Source organism: Opitutus sp. sgz309028 (assembly GCF_059821195.1).
Genome location: NZ_JCAMRR010000004.1, coordinates 406,207 through 430,430, shown reverse-complemented (window position 1 = coordinate 430,430; position 24,224 = coordinate 406,207). Strand labels below are relative to the sequence as shown.

21 protein-coding genes are annotated in these 24,224 nt (G+C 66.9%); 14 read left to right on the top strand and 7 right to left on the bottom strand.

Annotated features, from left to right (window positions below):
- The first annotated feature begins 67 nt into the window (after window positions 1–67).
- The 8 genes from AC6RV7_RS17515 (at window position 68) to AC6RV7_RS17480 (ending at window position 8,132) form a co-directional block, all read left to right on the top strand.
- A complete protein-coding gene (locus AC6RV7_RS17515) occupies window positions 68–868 on the top strand; it encodes a YwiC-like family protein (RefSeq protein ID WP_500095330.1) in 801 nt (266 codons plus the stop codon).
- A gap of 75 nt (window positions 869–943) precedes the next feature.
- Entirely contained in the window at window positions 944–2,464 is a 1,521-nt protein-coding gene (gene nirK, locus AC6RV7_RS17510) for a copper-containing nitrite reductase (protein ID WP_500095329.1), read from the top strand.
- 16 nt (window positions 2,465–2,480) lie between these two features.
- Window positions 2,481–3,311 carry a formylglycine-generating enzyme family protein gene (locus AC6RV7_RS17505; protein ID WP_500095328.1) on the top strand — a complete coding sequence of 277 codons (831 nt, stop codon included), beginning with the start codon at window positions 2,481–2,483 and terminating at the stop codon, window positions 3,309–3,311.
- A 10-nt stretch (window positions 3,312–3,321) separates the two neighbouring features.
- Window positions 3,322–3,975 carry an SCO family protein gene (locus tag AC6RV7_RS17500; protein WP_500095327.1) on the top strand — a complete coding sequence of 218 codons (654 nt, stop codon included), beginning with the start codon at window positions 3,322–3,324 and terminating at the stop codon, window positions 3,973–3,975.
- Window positions 3,972–4,214, top strand: coding sequence for a DUF2249 domain-containing protein (locus AC6RV7_RS17495; protein ID WP_500095326.1), 243 nt, complete (start codon window positions 3,972–3,974; stop codon window positions 4,212–4,214). The genes AC6RV7_RS17500 and AC6RV7_RS17495 overlap by 4 nt, the downstream gene beginning before the upstream one ends.
- A 54-nt stretch (window positions 4,215–4,268) precedes the next feature.
- Complete coding sequence (locus AC6RV7_RS17490) at window positions 4,269–4,991, top strand: Crp/Fnr family transcriptional regulator (protein WP_500095325.1); 723 nt, start codon at window positions 4,269–4,271, stop codon at window positions 4,989–4,991.
- Window positions 4,992–5,072: 81 nt separating this feature from the next.
- Window positions 5,073–7,196 carry a DEAD/DEAH box helicase gene (locus tag AC6RV7_RS17485; RefSeq protein WP_500095324.1) on the top strand — a complete coding sequence of 708 codons (2,124 nt, stop codon included), beginning with the start codon at window positions 5,073–5,075 and terminating at the stop codon, window positions 7,194–7,196.
- Window positions 7,197–7,256: 60 nt separating this feature from the next.
- Complete coding sequence (locus tag AC6RV7_RS17480; protein ID WP_500095323.1) at window positions 7,257–8,132, top strand: DMT family transporter; 876 nt, start codon at window positions 7,257–7,259, stop codon at window positions 8,130–8,132.
- Here AC6RV7_RS17480 and AC6RV7_RS17475 read toward each other — a convergent pair.
- The 7 genes from AC6RV7_RS17475 to mgtE form a co-directional block, all read right to left on the bottom strand.
- Window positions 8,101–9,084: a DMT family transporter gene (locus AC6RV7_RS17475; protein ID WP_500095322.1), complete on the bottom strand. Its 984-nt coding sequence runs from the start codon at window positions 9,082–9,084 to the stop codon at window positions 8,101–8,103. The two genes, AC6RV7_RS17480 and AC6RV7_RS17475, sit on opposite strands and share 32 nt — an antisense overlap.
- A 63-nt stretch (window positions 9,085–9,147) precedes the next feature.
- Window positions 9,148–11,784 (bottom strand): hybrid sensor histidine kinase/response regulator, encoded by a 2,637-nt coding sequence (locus AC6RV7_RS17470; protein WP_500095321.1) that lies wholly within the window; start codon window positions 11,782–11,784, stop codon window positions 9,148–9,150.
- A gap of 139 nt (window positions 11,785–11,923) precedes the next feature.
- On the bottom strand, window positions 11,924–12,154 hold the full coding sequence (locus AC6RV7_RS17465; RefSeq protein WP_500095320.1) for an SWIB/MDM2 domain-containing protein: 231 nt from the start codon (window positions 12,152–12,154) through the stop codon (window positions 11,924–11,926).
- A gap of 171 nt (window positions 12,155–12,325) precedes the next feature.
- Window positions 12,326–14,203: an ABC transporter ATP-binding protein gene (locus AC6RV7_RS17460; RefSeq protein ID WP_500095319.1), complete on the bottom strand. Its 1,878-nt coding sequence runs from the start codon at window positions 14,201–14,203 to the stop codon at window positions 12,326–12,328.
- On the bottom strand, window positions 14,200–16,092 hold the full coding sequence (locus tag AC6RV7_RS17455) for an ABC transporter ATP-binding protein (protein WP_500095318.1): 1,893 nt from the start codon (window positions 16,090–16,092) through the stop codon (window positions 14,200–14,202). Before AC6RV7_RS17455 ends, AC6RV7_RS17460 begins: the two co-directional genes overlap by 4 nt.
- A gap of 114 nt (window positions 16,093–16,206) precedes the next feature.
- A complete protein-coding gene (locus AC6RV7_RS17450) occupies window positions 16,207–16,794 on the bottom strand; it encodes a hypothetical protein (protein ID WP_500095317.1) in 588 nt (195 codons plus the stop codon).
- 49 nt (window positions 16,795–16,843) lie between these two features.
- Window positions 16,844–18,226, bottom strand: a complete 1,383-nt coding sequence (gene mgtE / locus AC6RV7_RS17445) for a magnesium transporter (RefSeq protein ID WP_500095316.1) — start codon at window positions 18,224–18,226, stop codon at window positions 16,844–16,846.
- A gap of 107 nt (window positions 18,227–18,333) precedes the next feature.
- Between mgtE and AC6RV7_RS17440 the strand changes: the two genes are divergently transcribed.
- The 6 genes from AC6RV7_RS17440 to AC6RV7_RS17415 are packed head-to-tail and all read left to right on the top strand — an operon-like array spanning window position 18,334 to window position 24,205.
- A complete protein-coding gene (locus AC6RV7_RS17440) occupies window positions 18,334–18,975 on the top strand; it encodes a TetR/AcrR family transcriptional regulator (protein ID WP_500095315.1) in 642 nt (213 codons plus the stop codon).
- The gene (locus AC6RV7_RS17435) at window positions 18,953–19,960 is read left to right on the top strand and encodes an HlyD family secretion protein (RefSeq protein WP_500095313.1); all 1,008 of its coding nucleotides are present in this window, start codon (window positions 18,953–18,955) and stop codon (window positions 19,958–19,960) included. The genes AC6RV7_RS17440 and AC6RV7_RS17435 overlap by 23 nt, the downstream gene beginning before the upstream one ends.
- Window positions 19,961–19,985: 25 nt before the next feature.
- Window positions 19,986–20,957: an ABC transporter ATP-binding protein gene (locus AC6RV7_RS17430; protein WP_500095659.1), complete on the top strand. Its 972-nt coding sequence runs from the start codon at window positions 19,986–19,988 to the stop codon at window positions 20,955–20,957.
- Entirely contained in the window at window positions 20,954–21,937 is a 984-nt protein-coding gene (locus AC6RV7_RS17425) for an ABC transporter ATP-binding protein (RefSeq protein WP_500095312.1), read from the top strand. The genes AC6RV7_RS17430 and AC6RV7_RS17425 overlap by 4 nt, the downstream gene beginning before the upstream one ends.
- Entirely contained in the window at window positions 21,934–23,067 is a 1,134-nt protein-coding gene (locus AC6RV7_RS17420) for an ABC transporter permease (RefSeq protein WP_500095311.1), read from the top strand. The genes AC6RV7_RS17425 and AC6RV7_RS17420 overlap by 4 nt, the downstream gene beginning before the upstream one ends.
- Before the next feature lie 7 nt (window positions 23,068–23,074).
- Window positions 23,075–24,205 carry an ABC transporter permease gene (locus AC6RV7_RS17415; RefSeq protein ID WP_500095310.1) on the top strand — a complete coding sequence of 377 codons (1,131 nt, stop codon included), beginning with the start codon at window positions 23,075–23,077 and terminating at the stop codon, window positions 24,203–24,205.
- The last annotated feature ends 19 nt before the right edge of the window (window positions 24,206–24,224 follow it).

Here is a 24,224-nt window from a genome sequence, read left to right as displayed (position 1 = left end):
GCTAACGGGTGCGCCTCCCTTGATGCGCATCAAGGCTCGCGCGGCACGATGCGGCGATAGTGGCGGCATGTCCTCCGTTGCTGTTCCGACGAGCTCCCGTGCGATCCGCGTGCGCGTCCGCGATGTGCTGTTGCCCAAGGAGCACGGCAGCTGGTCGCTCGCACTCGAGCCGGTTGCGCTCGGGTTGCTCGTCGCGCCGTCGCGGGCGGGTGCGTATTTATCGGTCGCGGTGATCGCCGGTTTCTTTGCGCGGCGTCCGCTCAAGCTGGTGTGGCGCGAGAAACAACCGGAGCGCAGGCGCGCAGCCGCGTTGGGACTCGCGTGGTGCGGGGCGATCGCGCTGGCTGCCGGATCGCTCGCGCTGGCGACCGCGGGCGTCGAGCTCGCGCTGTGGCTGCTGCCGTTCGCGATCGCGGGCGCGGCGTTTCTTTTCTTCGACCTGCGCAACGACGGACGCGAGGAATTCGCGGAGATCGTGGGCGCCGCGGCGTTCGCGTCGATCGCCGCGGCCCTCGCAGTCGCCGCGGGCGCATCGCACATCGCGGCTCTGGCGATTCTGGTCGCGATGGCGGGTCGCGCGGTCCCGTCGGTGATGTATGTGCGGGCGCGCGTGCGCGGCGCCAAGACCGGCGACTACCGCGTGGCGCCCGCGCTGACGGCGGCGCTCGGCGCGGTGTTGCTGGCGAGCGCGCTGTGGTTCTGCGGATGGGCGCCGCTCGTGGTGCCGCTCGCGCTGCTCGCTCTTTTGATCCGCGCCGCTGCCGGACTTTTTCGGCGCGAGCCGGTGCGCGGCCGCATTCTTGGCATGCAGGAGGCGGTGCTCGGACTCGCGTATGTGTCGCTGCTCGCCGCCGTGTGGCGCGGTTGAATGCGCCAAAGCTTGATGCCGCTCAATGCTCGCCATCGCCATATCCGTTAACCTAAGCCCTGAAGTCCCAGTATCATGAACTCACATACCCGCTTCCTCCGCTCCGCCAAAAACGCCGCGCTGTTCGCGTTCGCCGCCTCGCTGCCGGTCCTGCTGCCGACCGCGCGGGCGAACGAGGCGATGCTGGAAGCCTCCGGCAATCCGGTCGTGACCGAGAGCCTGCCGGTTGAAGTGGCGATCCTCACGGCCGCCCCGCACGTGCCGCCGCCGATCACGCGCAAGCACACCGCGCGCGTCGTCGTGAAACTTGAAGTGCGCGAGGAAGTGGGACGGCTGGCGGACGGCGTCGAGTATACCTTCTGGACCTTCGGTGGTGGTGTTCCGGGCTCGTTCATCCGCGTGCGCGAAGGCGACGTGGTCGAGTTTCACCTCGGCAATCACCCGAGCTCGAAGATGCCGCACAACATCGACCTTCACGCGGTCACGGGACCGGGCGGCGGCGCGACGTCGACCTTCACCGCGCCGGGTCACTCCTCGCAGTTCACGTTCACCGCGTTGAATCCGGGACTCTACGTTTACCACTGCGCCACCGCGCCGGTGCCGATGCACGTCGCGAACGGCATGTATGGCATGATCCTGGTCGAACCGAAGAACGGCCTCCCGCCAGTCGACCGCGAGTTCTACGTCATGCAAGGAGAGTTCTACACCGCCGGCCGCCACGGTGAGGAAGGCCTGCAGGCGTTCGATCCCGTCAAGGCCGTCGACGAGCACCCGCCCTATGTCGTGTTCAATGGCGCGGTCGCGTCGCTGGTCGGCGACAACGCCCTTCAGGCGAATGTCGGCGAGACGGTGCGCATCTACTTCGGCGTCGGCGGACCGAACCTCACGTCGTCGCTTCACGTCATTGGCGAGATCTTCGACACCGTGTATCCGGATAGTTCATTCACGAGCCCGATGCACAACGTCCAGACGACGCTCGTGCCGGCGGGCGGTTCGGTGACGGTCGACTTCAAGGTCGAAGTGCCCGGCACGTTCATCCTCGTGGATCACTCGCTGTCACGCGCGTTCAACAAAGGCGCGCTCGGCATGTTGAAGGTCACCGGTCCCGAGACGCGCGTCATCTACTCCGGCAAGGAGATCGACGAGGTTTACCTCGGCCAGTATTCGGTCGCCGGCTCCGCGGCCAGCAAGCGCGAGGCCGAGCTCGTGGCCGCGAAGAAGGAAGCCATCGAGCAGAATCCGGAGATCGCGACGATCACGAAGGAAATCCAGCACGAGCGGGGCAAGAAGGTGTATCTTTCCTCCTGCTTCGCCTGCCATCAGCAGGACGGCAAAGGCCTGCCCAACATCTTCCCGCCGCTCGCGCAGTCCGACTATCTGAAGGCCGACAAGGAGCGCGCGATCCGCGTCGTGCTCAAGGGCCTCTCCGGTCCGATCACGGTCAACGGCAAGAGCTACAACAACCTCATGCCGCCGCAGGACTTCTCCGATTCGCAGATCGCCGACGTGCTCACCTACGTGATGAACGAATGGGGCAACGAGTTCGGCACCGTGTCGCCGGCCGACGTGAAAGCCGTCCGCACCCAGCTGCAGTAATCTCCGTCCTTCGTCCATGAAACCTGCCGCCCGCATCGCCTCGCCGCGCCCGATCGCGCCACCCCGCCACGGTTCTTCGTGGCGGCGGTTCGCGGGCATTGTGCTCGGGCTGGCGTTGCTGGCCGGCGCCCGCGCGGAAACCGGCTCGCCGATGGTGGCGATTCCCGCCGGCGAATATCAGGCGCTGATCCGCGACAAAAACGATCCCGCCAGCGTGCCGGTGGCGGCGTTTCAACTCGATGTGCGACCGGTGACGAACGCGGAGTTTCTTGCCTTCGTCACCGCCAATCCGAAATGGCGTCGCTCGCGGGTGAGCCCGCTCTTTGCCGATGCCGGTTACCTAGCCGACTGGGCGGGCGACCTCGAGCTGGGAGCGTCCGCACCCGCGGACGCGCCGGTGGTGCGGGTGTCGTGGTTCGCCGCGCGCGCGTGCGCGGCGTGGCTGGGCAAGCGACTGCCGACCACCGCCGAGTGGGAACGCGCCGCCGCCGCCGGCTTTGTGTCCGAGAATGGCGCCGGCGAGCCGGACTACCGGCGCGCGGCGCTGGACTGGTTCGCGCGGCCCACGCCGACGCCGCTCCCGGTCGCCGGTGCGGGCCGGCCCAACTACTTTGGTGTCCGGGATCTGAATACGCTCGTCTGGGAATGGGTCGCCGACTTCAACACCGCGCTCGTGACCGGCGAGTCGCGCGGCGACTCCGGCCTCGATCGCAATCTCTTCTGCGGCGCCGGCGCGATCGGCGCGCGCGATCTCGAAAACTATCCGGCATTCATGCGCGCCGGTTTCCGCAGTTCGCTGCGGGCCAGCTACGTCGTACCGAACCTCGGCTTCCGTTGTGCCAGATAAAGAGTTTCCCATGAAAACCTCATTTCTCTCGTGCGCCCTCGGGGCGACGCTTGCCTTCGCGCCCGGCCTGCGCGCCGCCGATTCCTGCTGCAGTCAAAAAGAACCCGCAGTCGCCGCGGTCCCGGCATGCTGCGCCGCGCCCGTGCCGGAAGCGGAGGCGGTGCCCGCGATCTCGGATCGTTCGATTTATCAGCTCGACGCGAGCTGGAGCAACGACGCCGGTCAGGCCGTCAACCTGTCGGCTTTTCGGGGCCGGCCGGTGGTGGTGGCGATGTTTTTCGCGAGCTGCACGTATGCGTGTCCGATTCTGGTGGACGACGTGAAGCGCCTCCTCAACGAGCTGCCGGCCGCCGCGCGCGCGAAGACGCAGGTGGTGCTGGTGAGTTTCGACAGCGAGCGCGACACGCCCGCGGCGCTGCACGCGTATCGCGAACGCATGCACCTCGATCCGGCGACGTGGACGTTGTTGCACGGCGAAGCGCCGGAGGTGCAGGAGCTGGCGATGCTGCTTGGCGTGAAATTCAAGCGCGACGCGCGCGGCGAGTTTTCCCACTCGAATCTGATCACGGTGCTCGATGCCGAAGGCGAGATCGTGCACCAGCGCAGCGGATTGCAGGGAGAGGTTGCGGAAGCGGCACGCGCGGTTAGTCTCGTCGCCAGGTGAGCGCCCCCGGATCGAAAAAATTCCGCACCCTGGACGTGCGGCCCTTGATGAAGCGCGGCGAGGAGCCGTTTCGGAGAATCATGGAAACCCTCGCGACACTCGAGCCCGACGAGGGCTTTGCGGTGGTCGCGCCGTTTCTGCCATCGCCATTGATCGAGCGCATGCAGTCCGCCGGCTATCACGCGCGACCGGAGCGCAGCGCCGATGGATCGTGGAAAACATTTTTCTGGCGCGATTGAGGCGGAGCGGTGCGACGCATTGACCCCGCCTGGGTGCGCCGGTTGACTGGGCGCGTGCCCCCGACCGACGTTGCTTCCCTTCGCACGGCCGCGATCGCCGCCACCCTGCGTTCCTGCCAGCTGTTTTCCGGCGTGAGTCCGGAAGACCTGTCCGCCATCGCGGCGTTCGCGGTCCTGCGCAACCTGCCGAAGGGCGGCTATCTTTTTCGCGAAGGCGATCCGGCGGAAGGGTTTTACGTCGCCCAAAAAGGCGCGATCAACGTCCACCGCGTCAGCGCGACCGGGAAGGAGCAGGTCATCTATGTGTTTCGGCCGGGCGAATCGTTTGCCGAGGCCGCTCTCGCGACCCCTCAGGGCTATCCCGCCAACGCGCGGGCCGTCGAGGCGTCGACTGTCGTGCTCGTGCCGAAGGCACCTTTTCTCGCGCTGCTCGGGCGCCGGCCGGACCTTGCGCTGCGCATGCTCGGTTCGATGAGCCAGCACTTGCGCGTGCTGGTCGGCCTCGTTGAGGACATGACGTTGAAGGACGTCGAGACGCGTTTGCTCAACTGGCTCATCAAGCGCCTCCCGCGCGCCGCGGAGAGCGAGGCGGTGATCGAGCTGCAGCTGACGAAACGTGTGATCGCGGCGGAGCTCGGCACCAGCAGCGAGACGCTCTCGCGCACCTTTGCGCGGCTACGCGACGATGGGCTGCTGGAAGTGGACGGCAAGCACCTGCGCATTCCGAGCGCCGATGGCTTGCGGGAGCGTTTCCGGCGCCTGCTGGGCGAGAGCTGACGAACGCCGCGCGGGAATTTTTAACGAACTTTCTCCGGCTGCCCGTTTGACCGGGGCGCCGGCCGCCCCCACTCTGCGCGCGTGCTGTCCGACGCGTTTGCAAGTTTGCAAAAGCTGATGCTGCCCGACCGGTGGCAGGCGCTCGCGCTGACGGCCCTGCGAGCGGGACGCGACGTTGTGGTCGACGCCCCGACCGGCGCGGGCAAGACCTACGTTTTCGAGCGCTGGGCGGAGCAGAATAATTTTTCGAAACGCGCGCTGTTCACCGTGCCGACCCGGGCGCTGGCCAACGACAAATTCGCGGAGTGGCGCAGCCGCGGCTGGCGCGTCGGGATCATGACCGGCGACCTGTGTGTGGCGACCGAAGCCCCGGTGGTGGTGGCGACACTCGAGGCGGTGCAGGGCCTCATCGTGACCCCGGCGGGCCACGAGCGGCAGCGGGCCCGCGCCGCGCGGCCGACGGACCCGTTTCAGCTGCTCGTGGTCGACGAGTATCACTGGCTGGCGGACACGCATCGTGGCAATCACTACGAAGGCGTGCTGCTTTCCGCGCCGCGCGAGTTGCAACTGCTGCTCCTTTCCGGCGCGGTCGCGAATCCGGGCGACGTGGCGGCCTGGTTGGCGCGGCTCGGCCGCGACGCCGAAGTCGTGCAGCACCGCGAGCGTCCGGTGCCGCTCGAGGAGATCGACGTCGACGATCTGATCCACGGGCTGCCGCGGGTGATCGAAGGTTACTGGTCGAAACGGGTGGCGGGTGCGTTGCGCGAAGGACTCGGACCGGTGCTGGTGTTTGCGCCGCATCGCCGCGATGCGGAACGGCTCGCGCGGCAGTTTGCGCGCGAGCTGCCGCTGGCCGATCCGCTGACGCTTACGCCCGAGCAGGAGCAGTTGTGCGGGCCGGCGCTGTCGCGGCTCTTGCGCGGCCGCGTGGCCTATCATCACAGCGGGCTCAGCTACGCCCAGCGGGCCGGTGTCATCGAGCCGCTGGCCAAGGCCGGACAACTCCGCGCGGTCGTGGCGACGCTCGGGCTCAGCGCGGGCATCAATTTCTCGCTGCGCTCGGTGCTGATCACGGCGAGCAGTTACCGTCACGATCAGCTCGACCGCGAAATCGCGCCGCACGACCTGCTGCAGATGATCGGCCGGGCGGGCCGGCGGGGGTTGGACGATACCGGCTATGTGCTCGTGAGCAGCGGCACGCCGCGGATGCGGCGGGCGGAGCCGGTGCGATTGAAACGTGCGGCGGCGCTGCCGTGGGCGTTTTTCCTGCGTCAACTCCGCGGCGGACGCGAGGCGACGGAGCTGGCGACGACGGAGGCGACACGGTTTTTCAGTGAGGCGCGGATCGGCCTCGGGGCCGACACGAGTCCGGAAGCGCAAGCCGGTCTGCCGTGCGGCGAATTGACGGAGACCGGGCGCGCGCGGCTCGTGAGGCGCGAGCGGAATCCGTTTCCCGGCTGCGCGGAGTGCCGGCACCGGGCCGCCTGCCTGGCGCTGTCGCCGCAGCCGACGCTGCTCTGGCAATGGCAGCGCACGGGCGTGCTCGACCGCCGGCTGCGGCTGACGGTGCGCGGGGAGATCGTATCCGCATTTCTTGGACCGGAAGGACTGGCGCTGGCGGCGGCGTTGGAGAACCGGCGTTATCCGCTGGACGACCTCGTGTTCGACGCCGCGAACCTGTTCGGCGGCGATCGTTTTTGCGGGACGAATCCGCGGCGGCTCGGCCGGCTGGCGGCGGAGTGCACGCGAGTCTACCGGCGGCTGACGATCGACGGCTGGCTGCACGAGGGCTTGCCGGTGAACTACGGCTCCGGGGCGAGCGAGGCGGTGCGCGCGCTGGTGGCGGACCGGGCGCGGACGCGCGAAGTGCTCGACGAGGTGGAATCGGCGGGCCGCGGCGATCTGGATCGCTTGTTGACGGAGTGGCGCAGCCTGTTGCGTCAGGCGGCGGCGGCCGGTCCGATCGAAGGCGACGGCGCCCCGATGTCGGGCCGGGATCATTTCATCGCGGAGCGATGGGATAATTTCCGCGCGGTGGCGCGGGCCTGGTTGAGCGACGCACGCAACGACGTGTTGCCGGAGCTGCCGCCCTTGACCGCGGATCAGCGGCGGACGGTGAATCATCGCGTGCTGCGAGCCCCGCGCCCGGACGCTCCCGGCCGGCGGGGAAATCTGCCGGCGCCGCTGGCGAGTGCGGCCCGCTGAGGCGCGACGCGCGGCTTTCCGATTGCGGCGACTCCGCCGTTGGAAGAGCCTGGCGCATCCATGTCGAACGCACATACGCGTGGCGTCGGATTGCTCGTGGCTGTGGCGCTGTGCTGGAGCCTCGGCGGGCTTTTGATCAAGGCGGTCGCGTGGCCGCCGCTCGCCGTGGCGGGCGCGCGGGGGTTGATCGCCGCGGTGTTCCTGGGCCTGACGAGCGGACCGTTGCGGTTTCACTTTTCCCGCGCGCAGCTGGTGGGAGCGTTCTGCTACGCAGGATGCACGATCTCGTTTTGCACGGCCACGAAACTGACCACGGCGACGAACGCGATTCTGCTACAGTATTCCGCACCGGTCTGGATTGCGTTGTTCGGCGCGTGGTTCCTCGGCGAACGCGCGACGCGGGTCGATTGGACGGCGATCGCGCTGGTGCTGGCGGGAATGGTTTTGTTCTTCGCGGACGGCCTCGACCTCTCGGCAGTGCTGGGCAACGGAATCGCGGTGCTCAGCGGGATGTTTTTCGCGGCGATGGCGATGTCGCTGCGTTATCAGAAGGACGGCTCGCCGCTGGAGTCCGTGATCCTGGGTAATTTGCTCGCGGGGCTCGTCGGTTTGCCGTGGATCCTGCGCGCGCCGTCGCTGGATCTGACCGGCTGGGGAGCGTTGCTCCTGCTGGGCATCGTGCAACTCGGACTGTCGTATCGCTTCTATACGCGGGCGATCAAATCGGTGACGGCGCTCGAGGCGGTGTTGATCACGGTGCTCGAGCCCGTGCTGAATCCACTCTGGGTGTTGCTGATGCTGGGCGAGCGGCCGGGCTCCCGCGCGATGATCGGCGGCGCGATCGTGCTGGGGGCCGTGACGTGGCGGGCGGTGTTGTCCCTTCGCGCCGGCGGCGGCGCTCCGGTCAGGGTGCGCGAGCCTTTGGCGGCGGATTGAGCTGGATCAGCACGTTCGCGGCCGTGATCAACCCGCCACCGATCAGCAGGCTCGCGGTGGCGGTCTCGTTGGGATAATCGAAACCGCCGAACGTGGCGAGCCAGGCGGGGAGAAACAGCGCGAGGATGGACGCGAAGACCGGTTCGACGCAGTAAATCAGGCCGGCCTCGGTGGCCGTGATCTTGGGCTGAAATGCGTTCATCAACGTATACGCGCCGACGGTGCAGAAAAGCGTCAGCGTCAGCATGAACGCGACCCACGGGCCCGAGGTCCAGGGCGTCAGCAGATCCCCGAGCTGAGGCGCCGTGACGACGGCCATCCCGGCCGTGGCGAGTCCCTGGAGAAGAAACATCAGGAAGGTCACCGGCAGGGCGCGGTTGTTCGCAAACTCGGCGCGATCGAGCCAGAGGATCTGGCCCATGAAAAACAGGGAGCAGATCAAGGTTTCGAGCTCGCCCCGGCCGAGTCGCAGGTCGCGCCAGTCGAGCTGCGCCAGCACGGCGACGCCGGCGACGACGAGTGCGCAGCTGGTCCAGACCGTGGCGGAAGGGCTGCGGCGCGCGCGCAGCGCCAGCCAGACGGGGATCGTGATCGCGTAGAGCTGCGTGAGAAAGGCCGACGTGGAGGCCGAGGTGAACAGCAGGCCGTCGTTTTGAAATACCATGCCGGCGACGGAAAACAGCGCGAGGCCCACGCCTTGCCGGAGCTCGCTGCGCGTGAGCGTGCGCAACGTTCGGAGGGAAAACATGCCGACCACGAGGGCGCCGAGCAGAAACCGCGGGGCGAGCGTCGACGCGGTGATGAACCACGAGCTGACGCCGGGAGTCAGTTGCGCGTGCACGAAACCGATGGCCTTGATCAGCGGGAAGCTGAGGCCCCAACAAAGATTCGCGAGCAGCAGTGCGAGGAGCGCTTGCGTATGCTGCGGCGATTTGGGCGTGGCGCGGTGCATGAGTCGAGGACCGCTCAAACTGCCGGCGCCGGACGACGGCGCCAAGGGAATTGGCTGCGCGGGTCAGCCGCGGCGCCGCCGGAGAAAACGCAGCAGCGCCTCGCGAACGTGATCGAGTTGCACCGGCTTTGTCAGGTAGTCGTCCGCGCCGGCGGCGAGCGTTCGCTCGCGCTGTTCCTCGCGAGCATCGGCGGTGAGGGCGATGATCCACACGTCCTTCGCCGCCGCGCCGGCCGCTCCGGCCCGGATCTTTGTGGTCGCGGTGAGACCATCGAGTTCCGGCATGTGCAGGTCCATGAGCACGACGTCAGGGACGTGGCGGGTGAGTTCTTCGAGGGCGACGCGACCGTTCGAAGCGACCGCCCATTCGCAGCCGAGTTTTGCCACGACCTTTTGAATGAGGCGCTGGTTGACGGCGTTGTCCTCCACGATCAACACGCGCAGCGAAAGGGGCGACAGGCCCTCGGCCTCGCCCGAAGGCGCGGGGCCACTCGTCGCCGGGGCGGGCGGGACTGGAAGCGGCGGCGCGCCGAGCAGACTGCCGAGCATGTCGTGGTGCAGCGGCTTGTTCAGCACGAGTCGGAAGTGCGTCCGCAAGGCGGAGCGCAGCTCGCCGGGCAGCACCATCGGCACGATGGCGACCAGTTTTTCGGGCGGCAGCCCGGGACGCGGTTCGCGTTGGCTGGCGATTTCCATCGCCTCGGCGCCGGAGAGATCGAGCAGCGCCAGATCCCAGTCGGTTCGCTGGACGAGCTCGGCGACGCTGGCGGAGAGGGCGCGGCCGCCGAGGCGTTCGACGAGATGCGCGAGTTCGTCGCGCAGCGCGGGATGTTTCGTCGAGATCGCCACCGAGCGTTCGTGCAGCGGGCGTGGGACGGGCGACGTGGCGGCGGTGTGGACAGGGACGCGAATGCTGAAGGTGAACGTGGAGCCGCGGTTCGGCTCGCTGGCGAACGAGATGGATCCGTCCATCAGCTCCACGATGTTTTTGCAGATCGCGAGTCCGAGGCCGGTGCCACCGAAGCGGCGCGTGGTGGAGTCGTCGACCTGGCTGAACGGACGGAAAATCTTGTGGTGGTGCTCGGGGGCGATGCCGATGCCGGTGTCGCGCACCGAGAATTCGAGCACGCAGCGGGTGACGGAAACCGGCGGGGCGCTGGACGTGGTCAGCTCGACCATCGGGGCCTCGATACGCACGAGGCGGGCGCGAACCTCGACCTCGCCGTCGGCGGTGAATTTGACGGCGTTGTTGACGAGGTTGACGATCACCTGCCGCAGGCGGCCGACGTCGGCGACGATCGCGGCGGGCACGCCATCTTCGACCCAGTGGAGCAGCTCGATGTTCTTCTGGACGGAGGCGGCGGCGACGAGATCGAGCGCGTTTTCGATGCATTCGCGCGGGTCGCACGGTTGCGGCTCGAGCTTGAGCCGGCCGGACTCGATGCGCGCGTAATCGAGGATGTCGCCCGTCAGCTGGATGAGCGTTTCGCTGCTGGTGCGGATGGTCTCGACGTATTCCTGCTGTTCGGGGGTGAGCTCGGTGTCGAGGAGTAGGCTGGCGAAGCCGACGATGCCGTTGAGCGGCGTCCGGACCTCGTGGCTCATGGTGGCGAGGAACTGACCCTTGGCGCGATCGCCGGCCTCGGCGCGTTCCTTGGCCTCGCGCAGCAGCCGCTCGGTGCGGCGGACTTCGCTGATGTCCTCGAAGACGGCGACGAAGCTGCGGATGGTTTGATTGCGGTCCTTGACGGGAGTGATGCTGCCGCGCACGGGGAGGAGCGCGCCGTCCTGGCGGCGCATGAACCATTCGCCGGTCCAGTTGCGTCCGGCGCGCATGCTGGTGAGGATCTCGGCGGCGACCTCAGGCTGGGTTTCCGTGCCCTGGAATTCGCGGAGCGGACGGCCGATGAGATCGCGACGGCTGTAGCCGAGCTGGCGACAGAAACCTGTATTCGCGTATTCGATGCGCTGGTTCGTGTCGACGATGAGGACGGCGGAATGCCCCTGATCCATCGCCTCGGTGAGGTTGCGCAAAGCGTCGCGCTGCTGGGCCTGCTTGCGCGTGGAGACCAGCGCGACGAGCGGAAGGATCAGAAAAAGCCAGACGTAACCGGCGGTGCCGAGCGCGGCGGTCCAGAGTGTCTTCTCCCAATCTTCGGCCGAGAACTCGACGCCGAGCACCTCCGTGGGCCGGTCGGATGACGGTTCGCCGATCAGGGCATAGCCGACGATGCGGGGGCCGAACTGGCCGCGGAGCGGCCCCTCGGCCTGCGTCTGGCCGTTCAGCAGGAGCTGACGCAGGGCGGCCGAGTCCTGGGCGGCGGGACGTTCGTCGCCGGGCCGGACGAGCGACGCGGATCCTTCCGTCTCCGCATCGGCAAGGTAGATGAATGTCTGGGTGCCGGGGAGGCGGCGCAGCAGATAAACCGAGCGCACGGTGGGCTCGACGTGCTTGAGGCGTATCAGCCGCGCTTTTACACGCGCGTAGTCGGAGTCGGGGGCGGGGTCGGCGGTGCCGCTCAAGCGCGCCACCCGCGCGGGGTCGAACGCGACGGAGGACCGGAGGACCTTCACCTCGAAACTGCGGAGGAGGGTGGTGCCGGCTTCGTGATAGCGCCAGATCCCCGCGCCAATACCGGTCAGGACGATGATCGCGGTGGCGATGGCGAGCGATGTCCGGCTGGTGATCGGAAAGGGCATTGCTGGCTGGAGTTGCGCGCATCTAGCCCGGTCACCGGAGTGCGTGCAACCTCGAAGGGCGCCGGGACCCTTCGCAACGGACGCAAAAAAACCGCCGGGGCGCGAGCCGCGGCGGTCGGAAAAATCAGCGGGAGTCCGATCAGGAGACGTGGCCCGAGACGAGCTTCGTCATCTCGAACATCGACACGGACTTCTTGTTGTTGAACACCGGCTTCAGCTTGTCGTCGGCGTTGATCTGGGTCTTAACCTTCTTGTCCTGCAGACCGTTCTTCTTGATATAGGCCCAGAGCTTCTTGGTGAGCTCGGTGCGGGGCATCGGATTCGAGCCCACGACGGCGGCGAGAGCGGCGTCGGGCGTGACCGGTTTCATGAATGCAGCGTTCGGTTTGCGAGCGGATTTTTTAGCCATAATGATTTTTGGGTTGTAGGATGCTTTCCCTCGAAAGCAATGCCCTTCTAGAGGGAAAACGGCCGGTTTGCCTAGGAGAATCTTAACATTTGTAGAGGGAGAAGCGGACCGGATCGCGGACGGAACGACGGCTCAGGATCGCTCGTCGGACTGTATAAACTGGCCGTAAAGCGTTGCGTAATGACCGCGCAGCGCCAGCAACTCGCGATGCGTGCCGCGTTCGATGATACGTCCTTGATCGAGCACCAGCACGAGGTCCGCGTGCCGAATCGTGCTGAGCCGGTGGGCCACGATGAAGCTCGTGCGGCCGCGCAGGAGTTCGACGAGCGCCTTCTGCAGGCGGGCTTCGGTCAACGCGTCGATCGAGCTCGTAGCCTCGTCGAGAATGACCAGGCGCGGATCGGCGAGCAGTGCGCGTGTGAAGCAGATCAACTGGCGCTGACCCACCGAAAGCCCGGCGCCGCGCTCGCCGACCTCGGTGAAAAGTCCGGCGGGCAGCGCCTCCAGGATGTCGAGGCAGTCGAGCTGTCGCGCCGCATCGCGCACCTCGGCGTCGGTCGCATCCGGCCGCGCGAGGCGGATGTTCTCGAGCACACTGCCGCTGAAGAGGAAGTTGGCCTGCTGCACCATGCCCGTCTGGCGGTGCAGCGACTGGCTGGTCAGCGTGCGGATCTCCCGGCCGTCGATGAGCACCTCGCCTCGCGTCGGTAGGTAAAATTTCGATACAAGGTTGATGATGGAGCTCTTGCCGCTGCCGGTGTGGCCGACCAGCGCGATCGTCTGGCCGGGCTCGGCGGTGAAGTTGACGTCATGCAAAATCAGGCGCGCGGGATCGTAGCCGAACGAAACGTTGCGAAACGCGACGTGCATCCCGCGCGTGCCGGCGGCGGCGCCGCTTGCGGTAGAATCTTGGGCGGCAGCGAGGCGGGGGTCGGGAAGCGGGATGGCGTCAGGCGCATCCTCCCAATCCGGTTTCGCGTCGATCAGCCGGAAGACCCGCTCGGCACCGGCCATCGCAGTGAGGGCGTTGTTGTATTGCGTGCCGATGGACGCGATCGGCGAGAAGAACTGGTTCGCCAGAAAGAAGAACATGATCAGCCCCTCGATCGTCATGTCGCCGTGAAACACGCGCCAGCCGCCGAAGAGGAGCAGGATCGAAATGAAGAACTGGCTGTTGAGCTCGAGCAGTGGCGTGAGGATCGCCGACGTGCGGGCGAGCGCGATGCTATAGCGCGCGTGATCGGAGAGCAGGCTGCGGAAAAGGCCGGCATTGGTCTCCTGCCGCACGAACCCCTGCGTCACGCGCATGCCGCTGACGGATTCGGCGAGCGTCGCGGTCACGCGGCTGAAACTCTCGCTCGACGCGCGCGAATGGCGGCTGAGCTCCATGCGAAAGTGGTTGTTGATCAGCCAGAGCACGGGCGCCATGCCGGCCACGACGAGAAACATGATCCAGTCGGCCCACGCCATCACGGCGGCCGCGAAGAGCATGCTGCCGAACTGGATGATGCTGACGAAGAAAACGTCCTGGATGCCGACGCGCAGGGCCTCGACGTCGCTTGTAACACGACTGATGATACGCCCGATCTTCACGCGATGGAAGAAGCTCATCGGCTGCCGCTGGGTGCGGGAGAAGATCTCGGCGCGGAGCTGGTTCACCACGGATTCGCCGATCTCGAGCGCGAAGCGCTGCCGGAAGTGAAAGATGCCGTCGGTCGAGATCGCGAGCAGCGCGTAGCAACCGACGCCGACCGCGAGGCCGGCCAGGTTGCGCGAGGTGATCGGCCCGTTGATGATCTCGGCGGTGAGCCAGGTCAGCGCCGGGAGTTGCGCGGACCGGAGCAGCGTGAGCGCGATCAGCCAGTTTCGCTTCGCGGCGACCGCGCCGGTGTAGCCGAAGAGCCGGCGGATCAGGCCCCACTCGAGCGGTTTGAACTGATCGTCGTCCTCGTCGTCGCGGGTGCGATGGACAAGCACGTTGGTGGGTTTGGAGCCGGCGGCCGAGCTCATGCGGCGCCCTCCTTCAGCTTCAACTGCTCGAGGTCGCGGCTGTCGACGAGTTGCAGCCGGGCGACGCGGAGATACGGGCCGGGCACGCGCATGAGCTCGGCGTGCGTGCCTTGCTGGACGATGCGGCCGTCGTCCATGACGACGATGAAATCGGCGCGGCGCAGCGTGCTGAGGCGGTGGGCGACGATGAAGGTCGTCCGTCCGGCGATGGCGCGATCGAGCGCTTCGAAAATCTCGTGCTCGGTCTCGCTGTCGATCGCCGCGGTCGGATCGTCGAGCAGGAGGATCGCGGGCTCGAGCAGCACCGCGCGGGCGATCGCGAGCCGCTGGCGCTGCCCGCCGGAGAGGCTGCTGCCGCTCTCGCCGAGCACGGTATCGTAGCCCTTGGGCAGGGCCATGATGAAGTCGTGCGCGGCGGCGATGCGGGCGGCCTTCTCGATCTGTTCGGGGGTGGCGCCGGGATGACCGAACGCGATGTTCGCGCCGATGGTGTTGGAGAAGAGAAAGCTTTCCTGGAAAACCAGGCCGATGTTGCGGCGGAGATCGTCGAGGTGCAGCCGGCGCGCGTCGATGCCGTCGATCAGCACGCTCCCGGAGGTCGGGTCGTAGAACCGCGGTATCAAGCTCATCAATACGCTCTTGCCGGCCCCGGTCGCGCCGAGGATCGCCACGCACTGGCCGGGCTTCACATCGAGGCAGATGTCGTGCAGCACCGGCTCGGGGGTGGCGGCGCCGCCGGTCGCGATGGCGAGCGGGTGATACGTGAACGTCACGTGGTCGAAGCGCACCGCGCCCTGCAACCGCGCGCGGCGGACGGGTTGGGCGATGTTCTGGACCTCGACCGGCGCGTCGAGGATTTCGAAGACGCGGCGCGCGCCGATCAGCGATTGCTGCACGCTGTTCACGATGGTCGCGATGTTGTTCACCTGGCCGGAGAACTGCTCGAGCAGCCCGGCGAACACCACGAGACCGGCGCCGAGCGGGAGCTGATCGTGCGCGACGAGCCAGCCGCCGTAGCCAAGCAGGACCATCATGTTGACGCGGGTGAGGAAACCCACGGCCGGCGAGAACAGGCTCACGCGCCAGAAGATCCCGCGCTGCTGTTCGAAACAGGCCTGGTTGGCGGCGTCGAAACGCGCACGGTCTTCCGCCTCGCGGCCGAAGCCCTTCGTGACGGCGATGCCCTGCACGCTTTCGGCGAGCGTCTGGACCATTTTTTCCACGAGCGTGCGGTTCTTCGCGTAGGCGGGCTGGATCTTTTTCGAAAACCAGGCGGCGAGGCCCCACAGGACCGGCGTGGTGGCGAGGCAGGCGAGCGTCAGCGCCGGGCTCAGGCTCGCCATGTAAACGATGTAGGCCGAGAGCGACACGAGCATGATCACGCTCTGGATCAGCACCTGGTCGACGAACATCCGCACGGATTGCACGTCGCTGGTCACACGCGTGATGATCGAGCCGGTGGTGTTGGCATCGAAGAAACGGAAGCTCAGCCGTTGCAGCTTGTCGTAAACCTGGCCGCGGAGATCGACCACGAGCCGTTGCTGCACGAGTTTGTTGACCGAAACGAAATAGGTGTAATTGAGCAGCGCGCGTGCGAGCGCCAGGACCAGGATCAGGCCGGCGAGCATCCCGAGCACGTGCTGCCAGGGCCACTCGTCGGGCAGCGCGAGATGAAGCGGATTCGGCGTGAGCGGAATCCCGGAAATCTTGTGCCGGATATAATCGATGCCGAGGCCCGTGAAACTGAGGCCTACGATGCCCATCGACAGCAGCACGAGCTGGATGAGCAGCACCTTCAGGCAGCCGCCGCGGTAGCGCCACGTGAGCGCGAACAGCCGGCGGATGAGCTCGCCGTTGGTCAGGCTCGGTGAGGCGGAAACGGTCGGCATGCGGAGGGTCAACGTGAGCACTGACCCGTGCTCACACAAAAGGTTTTTCGGGATCGCGTCGGCGCGAGACGCGAGTCGCGCTCCGCATACGGCCGACGAGCGCGGTCGCCGGGATCAAGGCTGCGTCGGGCCGGGCCGCGCCGGCTGGTTGCCCTGCTGGGCGCCGCGACTGTTCTGCAGCGCCTGCTGACGAATCATGCGCCGGCGGTTCACCTCGGCCGCGATCGCTTCGAGGCGGCGTTGTTCGTCGGCGGGGGTGGGATTCAAGACCACGGGTCCGCCGATCGGCTGCGGCGCGGCCGGAGCGGCGACGGGCGGCGGCGTGGCGGGAGCCGACGCCACCTTGGCCGTTTTCAACGCGAGGGTGAGGACGCGCCCCTGGCTCTCGACCGTCACCGTGTCGCGCTCTTGATCGAAGCCTGTCACCACAATTTCACGACCGGCTTCGTTCAGGCGCAGCCAGGTGCTCGTGCGATGGGCAGGATCGTAAATGCTGAACATGTAATCGTCGCCCGCGGCCATGATGCCGCGCAACTCCAGCGGCGCATCCGGCGTGGGTGCCGACGCGCTGCCGGCCACATTGCCAGGAGGCAGGAACGGCGAGGGCACCGCGAGCGGATCCGCGGCGTGCGCCGGCAGTCCCGCGCCGATCAGCAGCAGGGCGGCAGGCAGGAGGCGGACTTGGGTGCGCACCGATGACATCGCGGGCACTAAACGTCGGCGCGCCGGGGCCGTCAAGCGGCGGGCCGGCCTAGAGCATGGTCCCGCTCAGGACCACATACGCGACGCTGAAATAGATCACCAGGCCCGTGACGTCCACCAACGTGGCCACGAACGGCGCGCTCGACGTTGCAGGGTCGAAGCCCAGCCGCTTGAGCGCCAGCGGCAGCATCGAACCCACCAAAGAGCCCCAAAGCACGATGCCCACGAGGGCGAGGCCGACCGTGACTCCGACGTGCAGCCAATGCGGCCCATACACGTGGGAAAAGGCCGACCAGAGCGCGATGCGGAGAAACCCGATCGTGCCGAGAATAAAGCCGAGCGCGGTGCCGGCGATCAGCTCGCGTCGCATGACCCGCCACCAGTCTCGCAGGTGAAACTCGCCCAGCGCGAGCGCCCGGATCACCAGCGTCGCCGCCTGCGAGCCGGCGTTGCCGCCCGAGCTGATCACCAGCGGAACGAAAAGCGCGAGCACGACGGCGCGGGCGATCTCGTCCTCGAAAAATGCCATCGCGGTCGCCGTCAGCATCTCGCCGATGAAAAGGATGACGAGCCAGCTCGCGCGCTTCCGGATCATGCGCGAAAGAGCGATGCGCGTGTAGGGTTCGTCGAGCGCCTCGGAACCGCCGAGCTTCTGGATGTCTTCCGTGGCCTCCTCCGCGGCGACGTCGAGCATGTCGTCGACGGTCACGATGCCGATGAGCTTCTGCGCCTCGTCGGTGACGGGCAGCGCCACGCGGTCGAACTTGCGGAAAATCTCAAGGGCTTTCTCGCGATCGTCGCTCGGCCGCAGCGTGGCGTAATTGCCGTCGAGCAGCTCGCGGATGGGACGGTCGAGCGGCGAGAGCAGGAGCCGGCGGACGCGGACGTCGTCGAGCAGATGGCCGGCGGCATCGACGACGAAGACGATGTTGAGCGTCTCGCGGTCGTAGCCGTGCGTGCGGATGTAGTCGAGCGCTTCGCGCACCGTCCACTCCGGCCGGAGGGCGACGTAGTCGAGCGTCATCATGCGGCCCACGCTGTGCTCGGGATAAGCGAGGAGCGCCTGCGCGACCTGGCGTTCGTCGGGCGAGAGCAGCGACAGCAACTGCATCGCCACGTCGAGCGGAAGTTCGTTGAGGAAAGCGGTGCGGTCGTCGGGCGGCAGCGCGTTCAGCAACGCGGCGACCTGTTCCTGCGTGAGGAGTTTCAGCAGCTTCCGTTGCTCCTCCAGCGGCATGTAGCCGAACGCCGTCGTCGCGAGTTCGCGCGAGCCGAGACGGAAAAGCGTGGCGAGCTGCTCCACCGGCAGGCCCGCGATGATCGGGGCGAGATCCAGCGGCAGCCACGGCTCCAGATACTTCTTCACGGCCGCTCCGTCCCGCCGCGTCAGCAGCGCGGAAAGTTCGGACTTCACGTTGGCCTCGGCGGACATGAGCGCAGGGAGGCACAGGCACGCCCACGTTTCAACCCGGCGGGAAAACAAAACAGCTTGCTGGAAACTAAAAAAACGCTAACAGTTTCCGGCGAATCCGCCGACGCATGGCTGAATCCATCGACCTCCTTTATGCTGCCGAAGCGCCCGTGGCGGCGCGGATCCTCATCGCCGCGCACCGCCATCTTTTCGAACACGGCTATGCGGCGCTGACGATGGACGAACTCGCGCACGAGATCGGCGTGAGCAAAAAGACGCTTTACGTGCACTTCCCCGGCAAGGACGCAATCGTGGAGCGCATCATCGATGCGATCGGCGCGTCGCTGCGGGTGCGCATGGACGGGGTGCTGACGGATTCCTCGCTGACGTTTCCGCAGCGGGTGAGCGGGGTCGTGGACGTCGCGGGCTCCACGCTGGCCCGGCTCAGTCCGCCGCTGCTGCGGGAACTGCAGCGTTATGCACCGGCGATTTATCGGAAGCTGGAGGAGCTCCGGCAGAAGAACATTCCCTATGTATTCGGAAAATTGATTCGCAGCGGGATCGCGGAGGGTCGGGTGCGGGCCGAGGTCGATCCGGCGTTCGCCGTCGAGTTCTGGCTGCACGCGATCCGCGGCCTGGTGCAGCCGGCAAGCCTCGAGCGCACCCAGCTGACGCCGCGGCAGACTTTGGAAAAGGCCCTCAACCTGTTCTTCAGCGGGCTGCTCACGCCCGCGGGACGCAAAGACTATGAAAAATACCTCGCAACATGACCGCGCCTGGCGGCGTTGGGTGCGGCTCGCCACGACGCTGGGTTTGCTGGTGCTCGGGGGCTGCTCTCGGGAGCCGGGCCGCGGTGGCGGCGAACTCGTGCTGTCCGGCAACCTCGAGGTCGTCGATCCCCAGCTGGGATTCAAGATCGCCGGCCGCGTCGTCGCGCGCCCGGTGGCGGAGGGCGATGCGGTGACGGCGGGACAATTGATCGCTCAACTCGACGACTCCGAGCAGAAGGAGCAGCTCGCGTTGCGCCGCGCCGAGCTTGGCGTCGCGACTGCCGCCCTGGATGAACTGGAGGCAGGTTCGCGGCCCGAGGAAATCGCCGCGGTGGAGGCGACCTGGCGCAGCGCCGAGGCGGAGCGCGAGCGGGCGGGGCTCGATTTCCAGCGGTCGCAGGAGCTGCGCGGCGGCGACGTGATCGCCCAGCGCGATTTCGAAGCGGCCCAGGCGCAATATCGCGTCGCGGAGGCGCGCGCGGTCGAGGCCAACGAGCGACTGAAGCTCGCGCGGCTCGGTCCCCGCGAGGAGACGATCCGGCAGGGACGGGCGCGGGTCGAGCAGGCGCGCGCTGCCGTCGCCCTGGCCGAAACCCAGCTCGACAACACCCGGCTTGTGTCGCCGCTGACCGGCGTCGTGCTCTCGCACAACATCGAGGTCGGCGAGTTCGTCTCGCCCGGCACGCCCGTCGTGACCGTGGCCGATACCGTGCACCTATGGGTGCGCGCCTACGTGAACCAGACGGATCTCGGCCGCATCAAGCTCGGCGGTAAGGCGGCGGTGCGGACGGATACGTTTCCTGACAAAACCTATGAGGGGCGGATCGGTTTCATTGCCACCGAAGCGGAGTTCACGCCGAAAACGGTGCAGACGACCAAGGAGCGCACGCGGTTGGTTTTCCGCGTCAAGGTCTACGTCGACAACCCGGACGGCGAGCTGAAGGCGGGCATGCCGGCGGATGTGATCGTTTCGCACGGATCGTAATGGCGAGATGAATACGAAGCCCGTCATGCCGGCGATCCGCACCGAGGCGCTGACGCGCCGCTTCGACGGTGTCGTGGCTGTCGACGGTCTGTCGCTCGAGGTGGCGGAAGGCGAGATCTTCGGGCTCGTCGGACCGGACGGCGCGGGCAAGACGACCACGATGCGCATGTTGACGGGGATTCTGGCGCCGACGGGTGGTCGCGCCGTCGTCGCCGACTGCACGGTCGGGGCGGACGACGAACGCTTGAAGGAGCGCATCGGCTACATGAGCCAGCGGTTCGGGCTGTATCCCGATCTCACCGTCGCGGAAAACATCGACTTCTACGCCGATATCTACGGCGTGCCGACACGCGGTCGCGCCGAAAAAATCGAACAGCTGCTCGGCTTCAGCAATCTCACGCCCTTTCGTCACCGCCAGGCGGGGAACCTCTCGGGCGGGATGAAGCAGAAGCTCGGACTCGCGTGCGCGTTGATCCACACGCCGCGCGTGCTGTTTCTCGACGAGCCGACGAACGGCGTCGACCCGGTGTCGCGGCGCGATTTCTGGCGGATTCTGTATCAACTCGTGCGCGAGCGGGTGACGATTTTCGTTTCGACCGCGTATCTCGACGAAGCGGAGCGCTGCAACCGACTTGGCCTGCTGCATCGCGGCCGGCTGATCGGCTTGGGCACGCCCGACGAGGTCAAGGCGATGATGCCCGGCGTGCTGGTGGAGATCGGCACGTCCGCGCCGCGCCGGCTTGCGGCGGCGCTGCGCGAGGGGTGGCCGGAGGCGTCGGTCGGGTTGTTCGGTGACCGGCTGCATGTGGCGGTGCGTATCCGAAATTCCGACACTGAGGATCCGGTCGCCGGCGTCGCCGGTCGCGTTCGCGCTCTGGCCGGCGCAGCGGAGCTGCCGATCGAGTCGATCCAGCGGATCGAGCCGTCGCTGGAGGACGTGTTCGTCGCGGTGCTGGCGGGCGCCGGTCCGGATCGTGAGGTTTCGCCGCGGTCATGACTGCTCCGGCCTTCCAGCGCGACGAGATGGTGGTCGAGGTGCACGATCTCGAGAAGCGGTTCGGTGCGTTCCGCGCGGTGGCGGGCGTTTCGTTCGCGGTGAAGCGCGGCGAGATTTTCGGGTTTCTGGGACCGAACGGCGCGGGCAAGTCGACGACGATCCGGATGCTGTGCGGCCTGCTGGCGCCGACGGCGGGCCGCGGAAGCGTCGCCGGTTTCGACCTCGGGCGCGAAGCGGAGAAGATCAAGACACGCATCGGCTACATGAGCCAGCGGTTCTCGCTCTACGACGAGCTGACGGTGGAGGAGAACATCGATTTCTACAGCGGCATCTATCGCTTGCCACGGGAGAAGAAAGGGCCGCGCAAGGACTGGGTGCTCGGGATGGCGGGGTTGACGGAACATCGCGACACGCGCACCGGGACGTTGTCGGGCGGATGGAAGCAGCGGCTGGCGCTCGGTTGCGCGGTGCTGCACGAGCCGCCGATCCTGTTTCTCGATGAACCGACTTCGGGCGTGGATCCGAACAGCCGGCGGCAGTTCTGGGATCTGATCTACGCGCTGTCGGCGCAAGGCGTGACGGTCTTTGTGACGACGCACTATATGGAGGAGTCGGAGTATTGTGACCGGCTCGGGATCATTTATCGCGGCGAACTCATCGCGTTGGGAACGCCGCGCGAATTGAAGACGCGTCACATGGCGGAGGCCGTGCTCGAAGTGCAATGCGAGCGGCCCAACGAGGCGATGCTCGCGGTCGAGCGTTTGCCGGAGGTGAAGGAAGTCGCGTTGTTCGGCCGCGGGCTGCACGCGGTGGCCGCGGATGCGGCGGCGGCGGAGCGGGCGATTCGCGCGGCGCTGGCGCGCGCCGGGGTGGCGGCGGCGCGGGTGGAGCGCATCACGCCGACGCTCGAGGACGTTTTCGTGTCGCTGATCGAGGCAAGGGACCGGAGCGACGGCAACCAGGCGGAGGTGCGGCGATGAACCTGCGACGGCTCTGGGCGGTGGCCCGCAAGGAAGCGATCCACATCTGGCGCGATCCGCGGAGCCTGATCCTGGCGATCGGCATCCCGTTGGTGATGATCCTGCTGTTCGGCTACGCGCTGACGCTGGATGTGGATCGCGTGCCGCTGGTGGCGTGGGATCAGAGCGCGACACCGGCGAGCCGGGATTACGTGGCGCGATTTTCCCAGTCGCGCTACTTCAGCTTTCAAGGCGCGGTCGGCAGCTACGCGGAGCTCGAGCGGGCGATCGATACCCGGCAGGCGTGGATCGCGCTGGTGATCCCGCCGGATTTCGCGGCCGAACTTGATGGGAGGCGAGTGGCGCCGGTGCAGGCGATCGTGGACGGCTCCGATTCGAACACGGCCGGCATCGTGCTCGGCTACGCGCAGGCGATCACGCAGACGTTCAACCGCGAGGTCACGCTGGCGCAGGTGCAGCGCGAACTCGGCCGCGCGCCGGAGCCGGCGCTAGAGCTGCGCCCGCGCGTGTGGTTCAACGCCGACCTGGAATCGAAGAACTTCATCATTCCGGGAATCATCGCGGTGATCATGGGATTGATCGCGGCCTTGCTGACGTCGCTTACGGTGGCGCGCGAGTGGGAGAGCGGCACGATGGAGCAGCTGGTGTCGACCCCGGTGCGGGCGTCCGAGCTGATTCTCGGGAAACTCCTGCCGTATTTCGGCGTGGGGCTGTTGAACGTCGTGATCGCGGTGTCGATGGCGGTGTTTCTCTTCGAGGTGCCGCTGCGCGGCAGCGTCGCGCTGTTGTTCGCGGTGTCGGCGCTGTTCGTCGTCGGCACGCTGGCGCAGGGGATCCTGATCAGCACGCTCGCCCGGCAGCAGCTGCTCGCGAGTCAGTTCGCCATGGTGTCGACCTTCCTCCCGGCGTTCCTGCTGTCGGGCTTCATGTTCGCGATCACGAACATGCCGGCGCCGGTGCAGGCGATCACCTACATCGTGCCCGCGCGCTATTACGTCGCGCTGGTGAAGGGAATTTTTCTCCGCGGCGTGGGACTGGCTGAGCTGTGGCCCGACGCCGTATTCCTGGCGGTGTTTGCCGCGATCGTCACGGGACTCGCGATCGTGCGGTTCCGGAAAAAACTGGGGTGAGCGCGCCATGTGGGAACGCATCCTGACCATGCTCCGCAAGGAGTTTCGCTCGGTGTTTCGGGATCCGCGCATGCGGGTGGTGATCTTCGGCGTACCGCTGATCCAGACATTGATTTTTGGATACGCGGTGACGCTCGACGTGCGTCATGTGAAACTCGTGCTGATCGACCGGGACAACACGCCGGCGAGCCGGGAGCTGGCGGCGCGGTTCACCGGTTCGGGATATTTCGATTTGGTGCTGGCGACCGCGGACGAGAGGGCGGCGGCCAGGGCGCTCGATCGGGGCGACGCGTCGGCGGTCCTGCAGATCAACCCGCAGTTCGCGGCCGCACTGGAATCGGATCGCACGGCGGTCGCGCAGCTGATCGTGGACGGCTCGGATTCGAACACCGCGCGGTTCGTGCTGAACTACGGCATGACGATCGCGAACACGTTCAACGGCGAGATGCTGCTGCAGCGGGTGCAGCGGCAGCTCGGGCGGGAGGTGCCGGTGGGCGAGGCGGATCTGCGCGCGCGGGCGTGGTTCAATGCAGATCTGGAGAGTCGCAATTTCTACGTGCCCGGGGTCATCGCGATGCTCGTGATGCTCGTGAGCCTGATGCTCACGAGCATGGCGATCGTGCGGGAAAAGGAGGCGGGGACGATCGAGCAGATCATGGTGACGCCGATCCGGCCGGTGGAGTTCATCCTCGGAAAGTGCGCGCCATTCGTGGTGATCGGCTACGTCGACGTCGTGCTGGTGACCGTGGTCGGACTGTATTGGTTCGATATTCCGATGCGCGGCAGCTTCCTGTTGCTGCTCGCGGGCGCGACGTTCTTCCTGCTCAGCACGCTGGGTATCGGGCTCTTCATCTCGACGGTGAGCCGCACACAGCAGCAGGCGATGATGACGACCTTCTTTTTCTTTTTTCCCGCGATGTTGTTGTCGGGGTTTGTCTATCCGATCGCCAATATGCCGGAACCGGTGCAGTGGCTCACGTATCTCGATCCGCTGCGCTATTTCCTGATTCTGATTCGCGGTGTGTTCCTGAAAGGCGTGGGCTTCGACGTGCTCTGGCCGCAGGTTCTGGCGCTCCTGGCGCTGGGCGTGGTGGTGATGGCGTTTGCCGTCTCGCGGTTTCGGAAAACCCTCGCGTAGCTCCGGGCAAAGCCCCGGC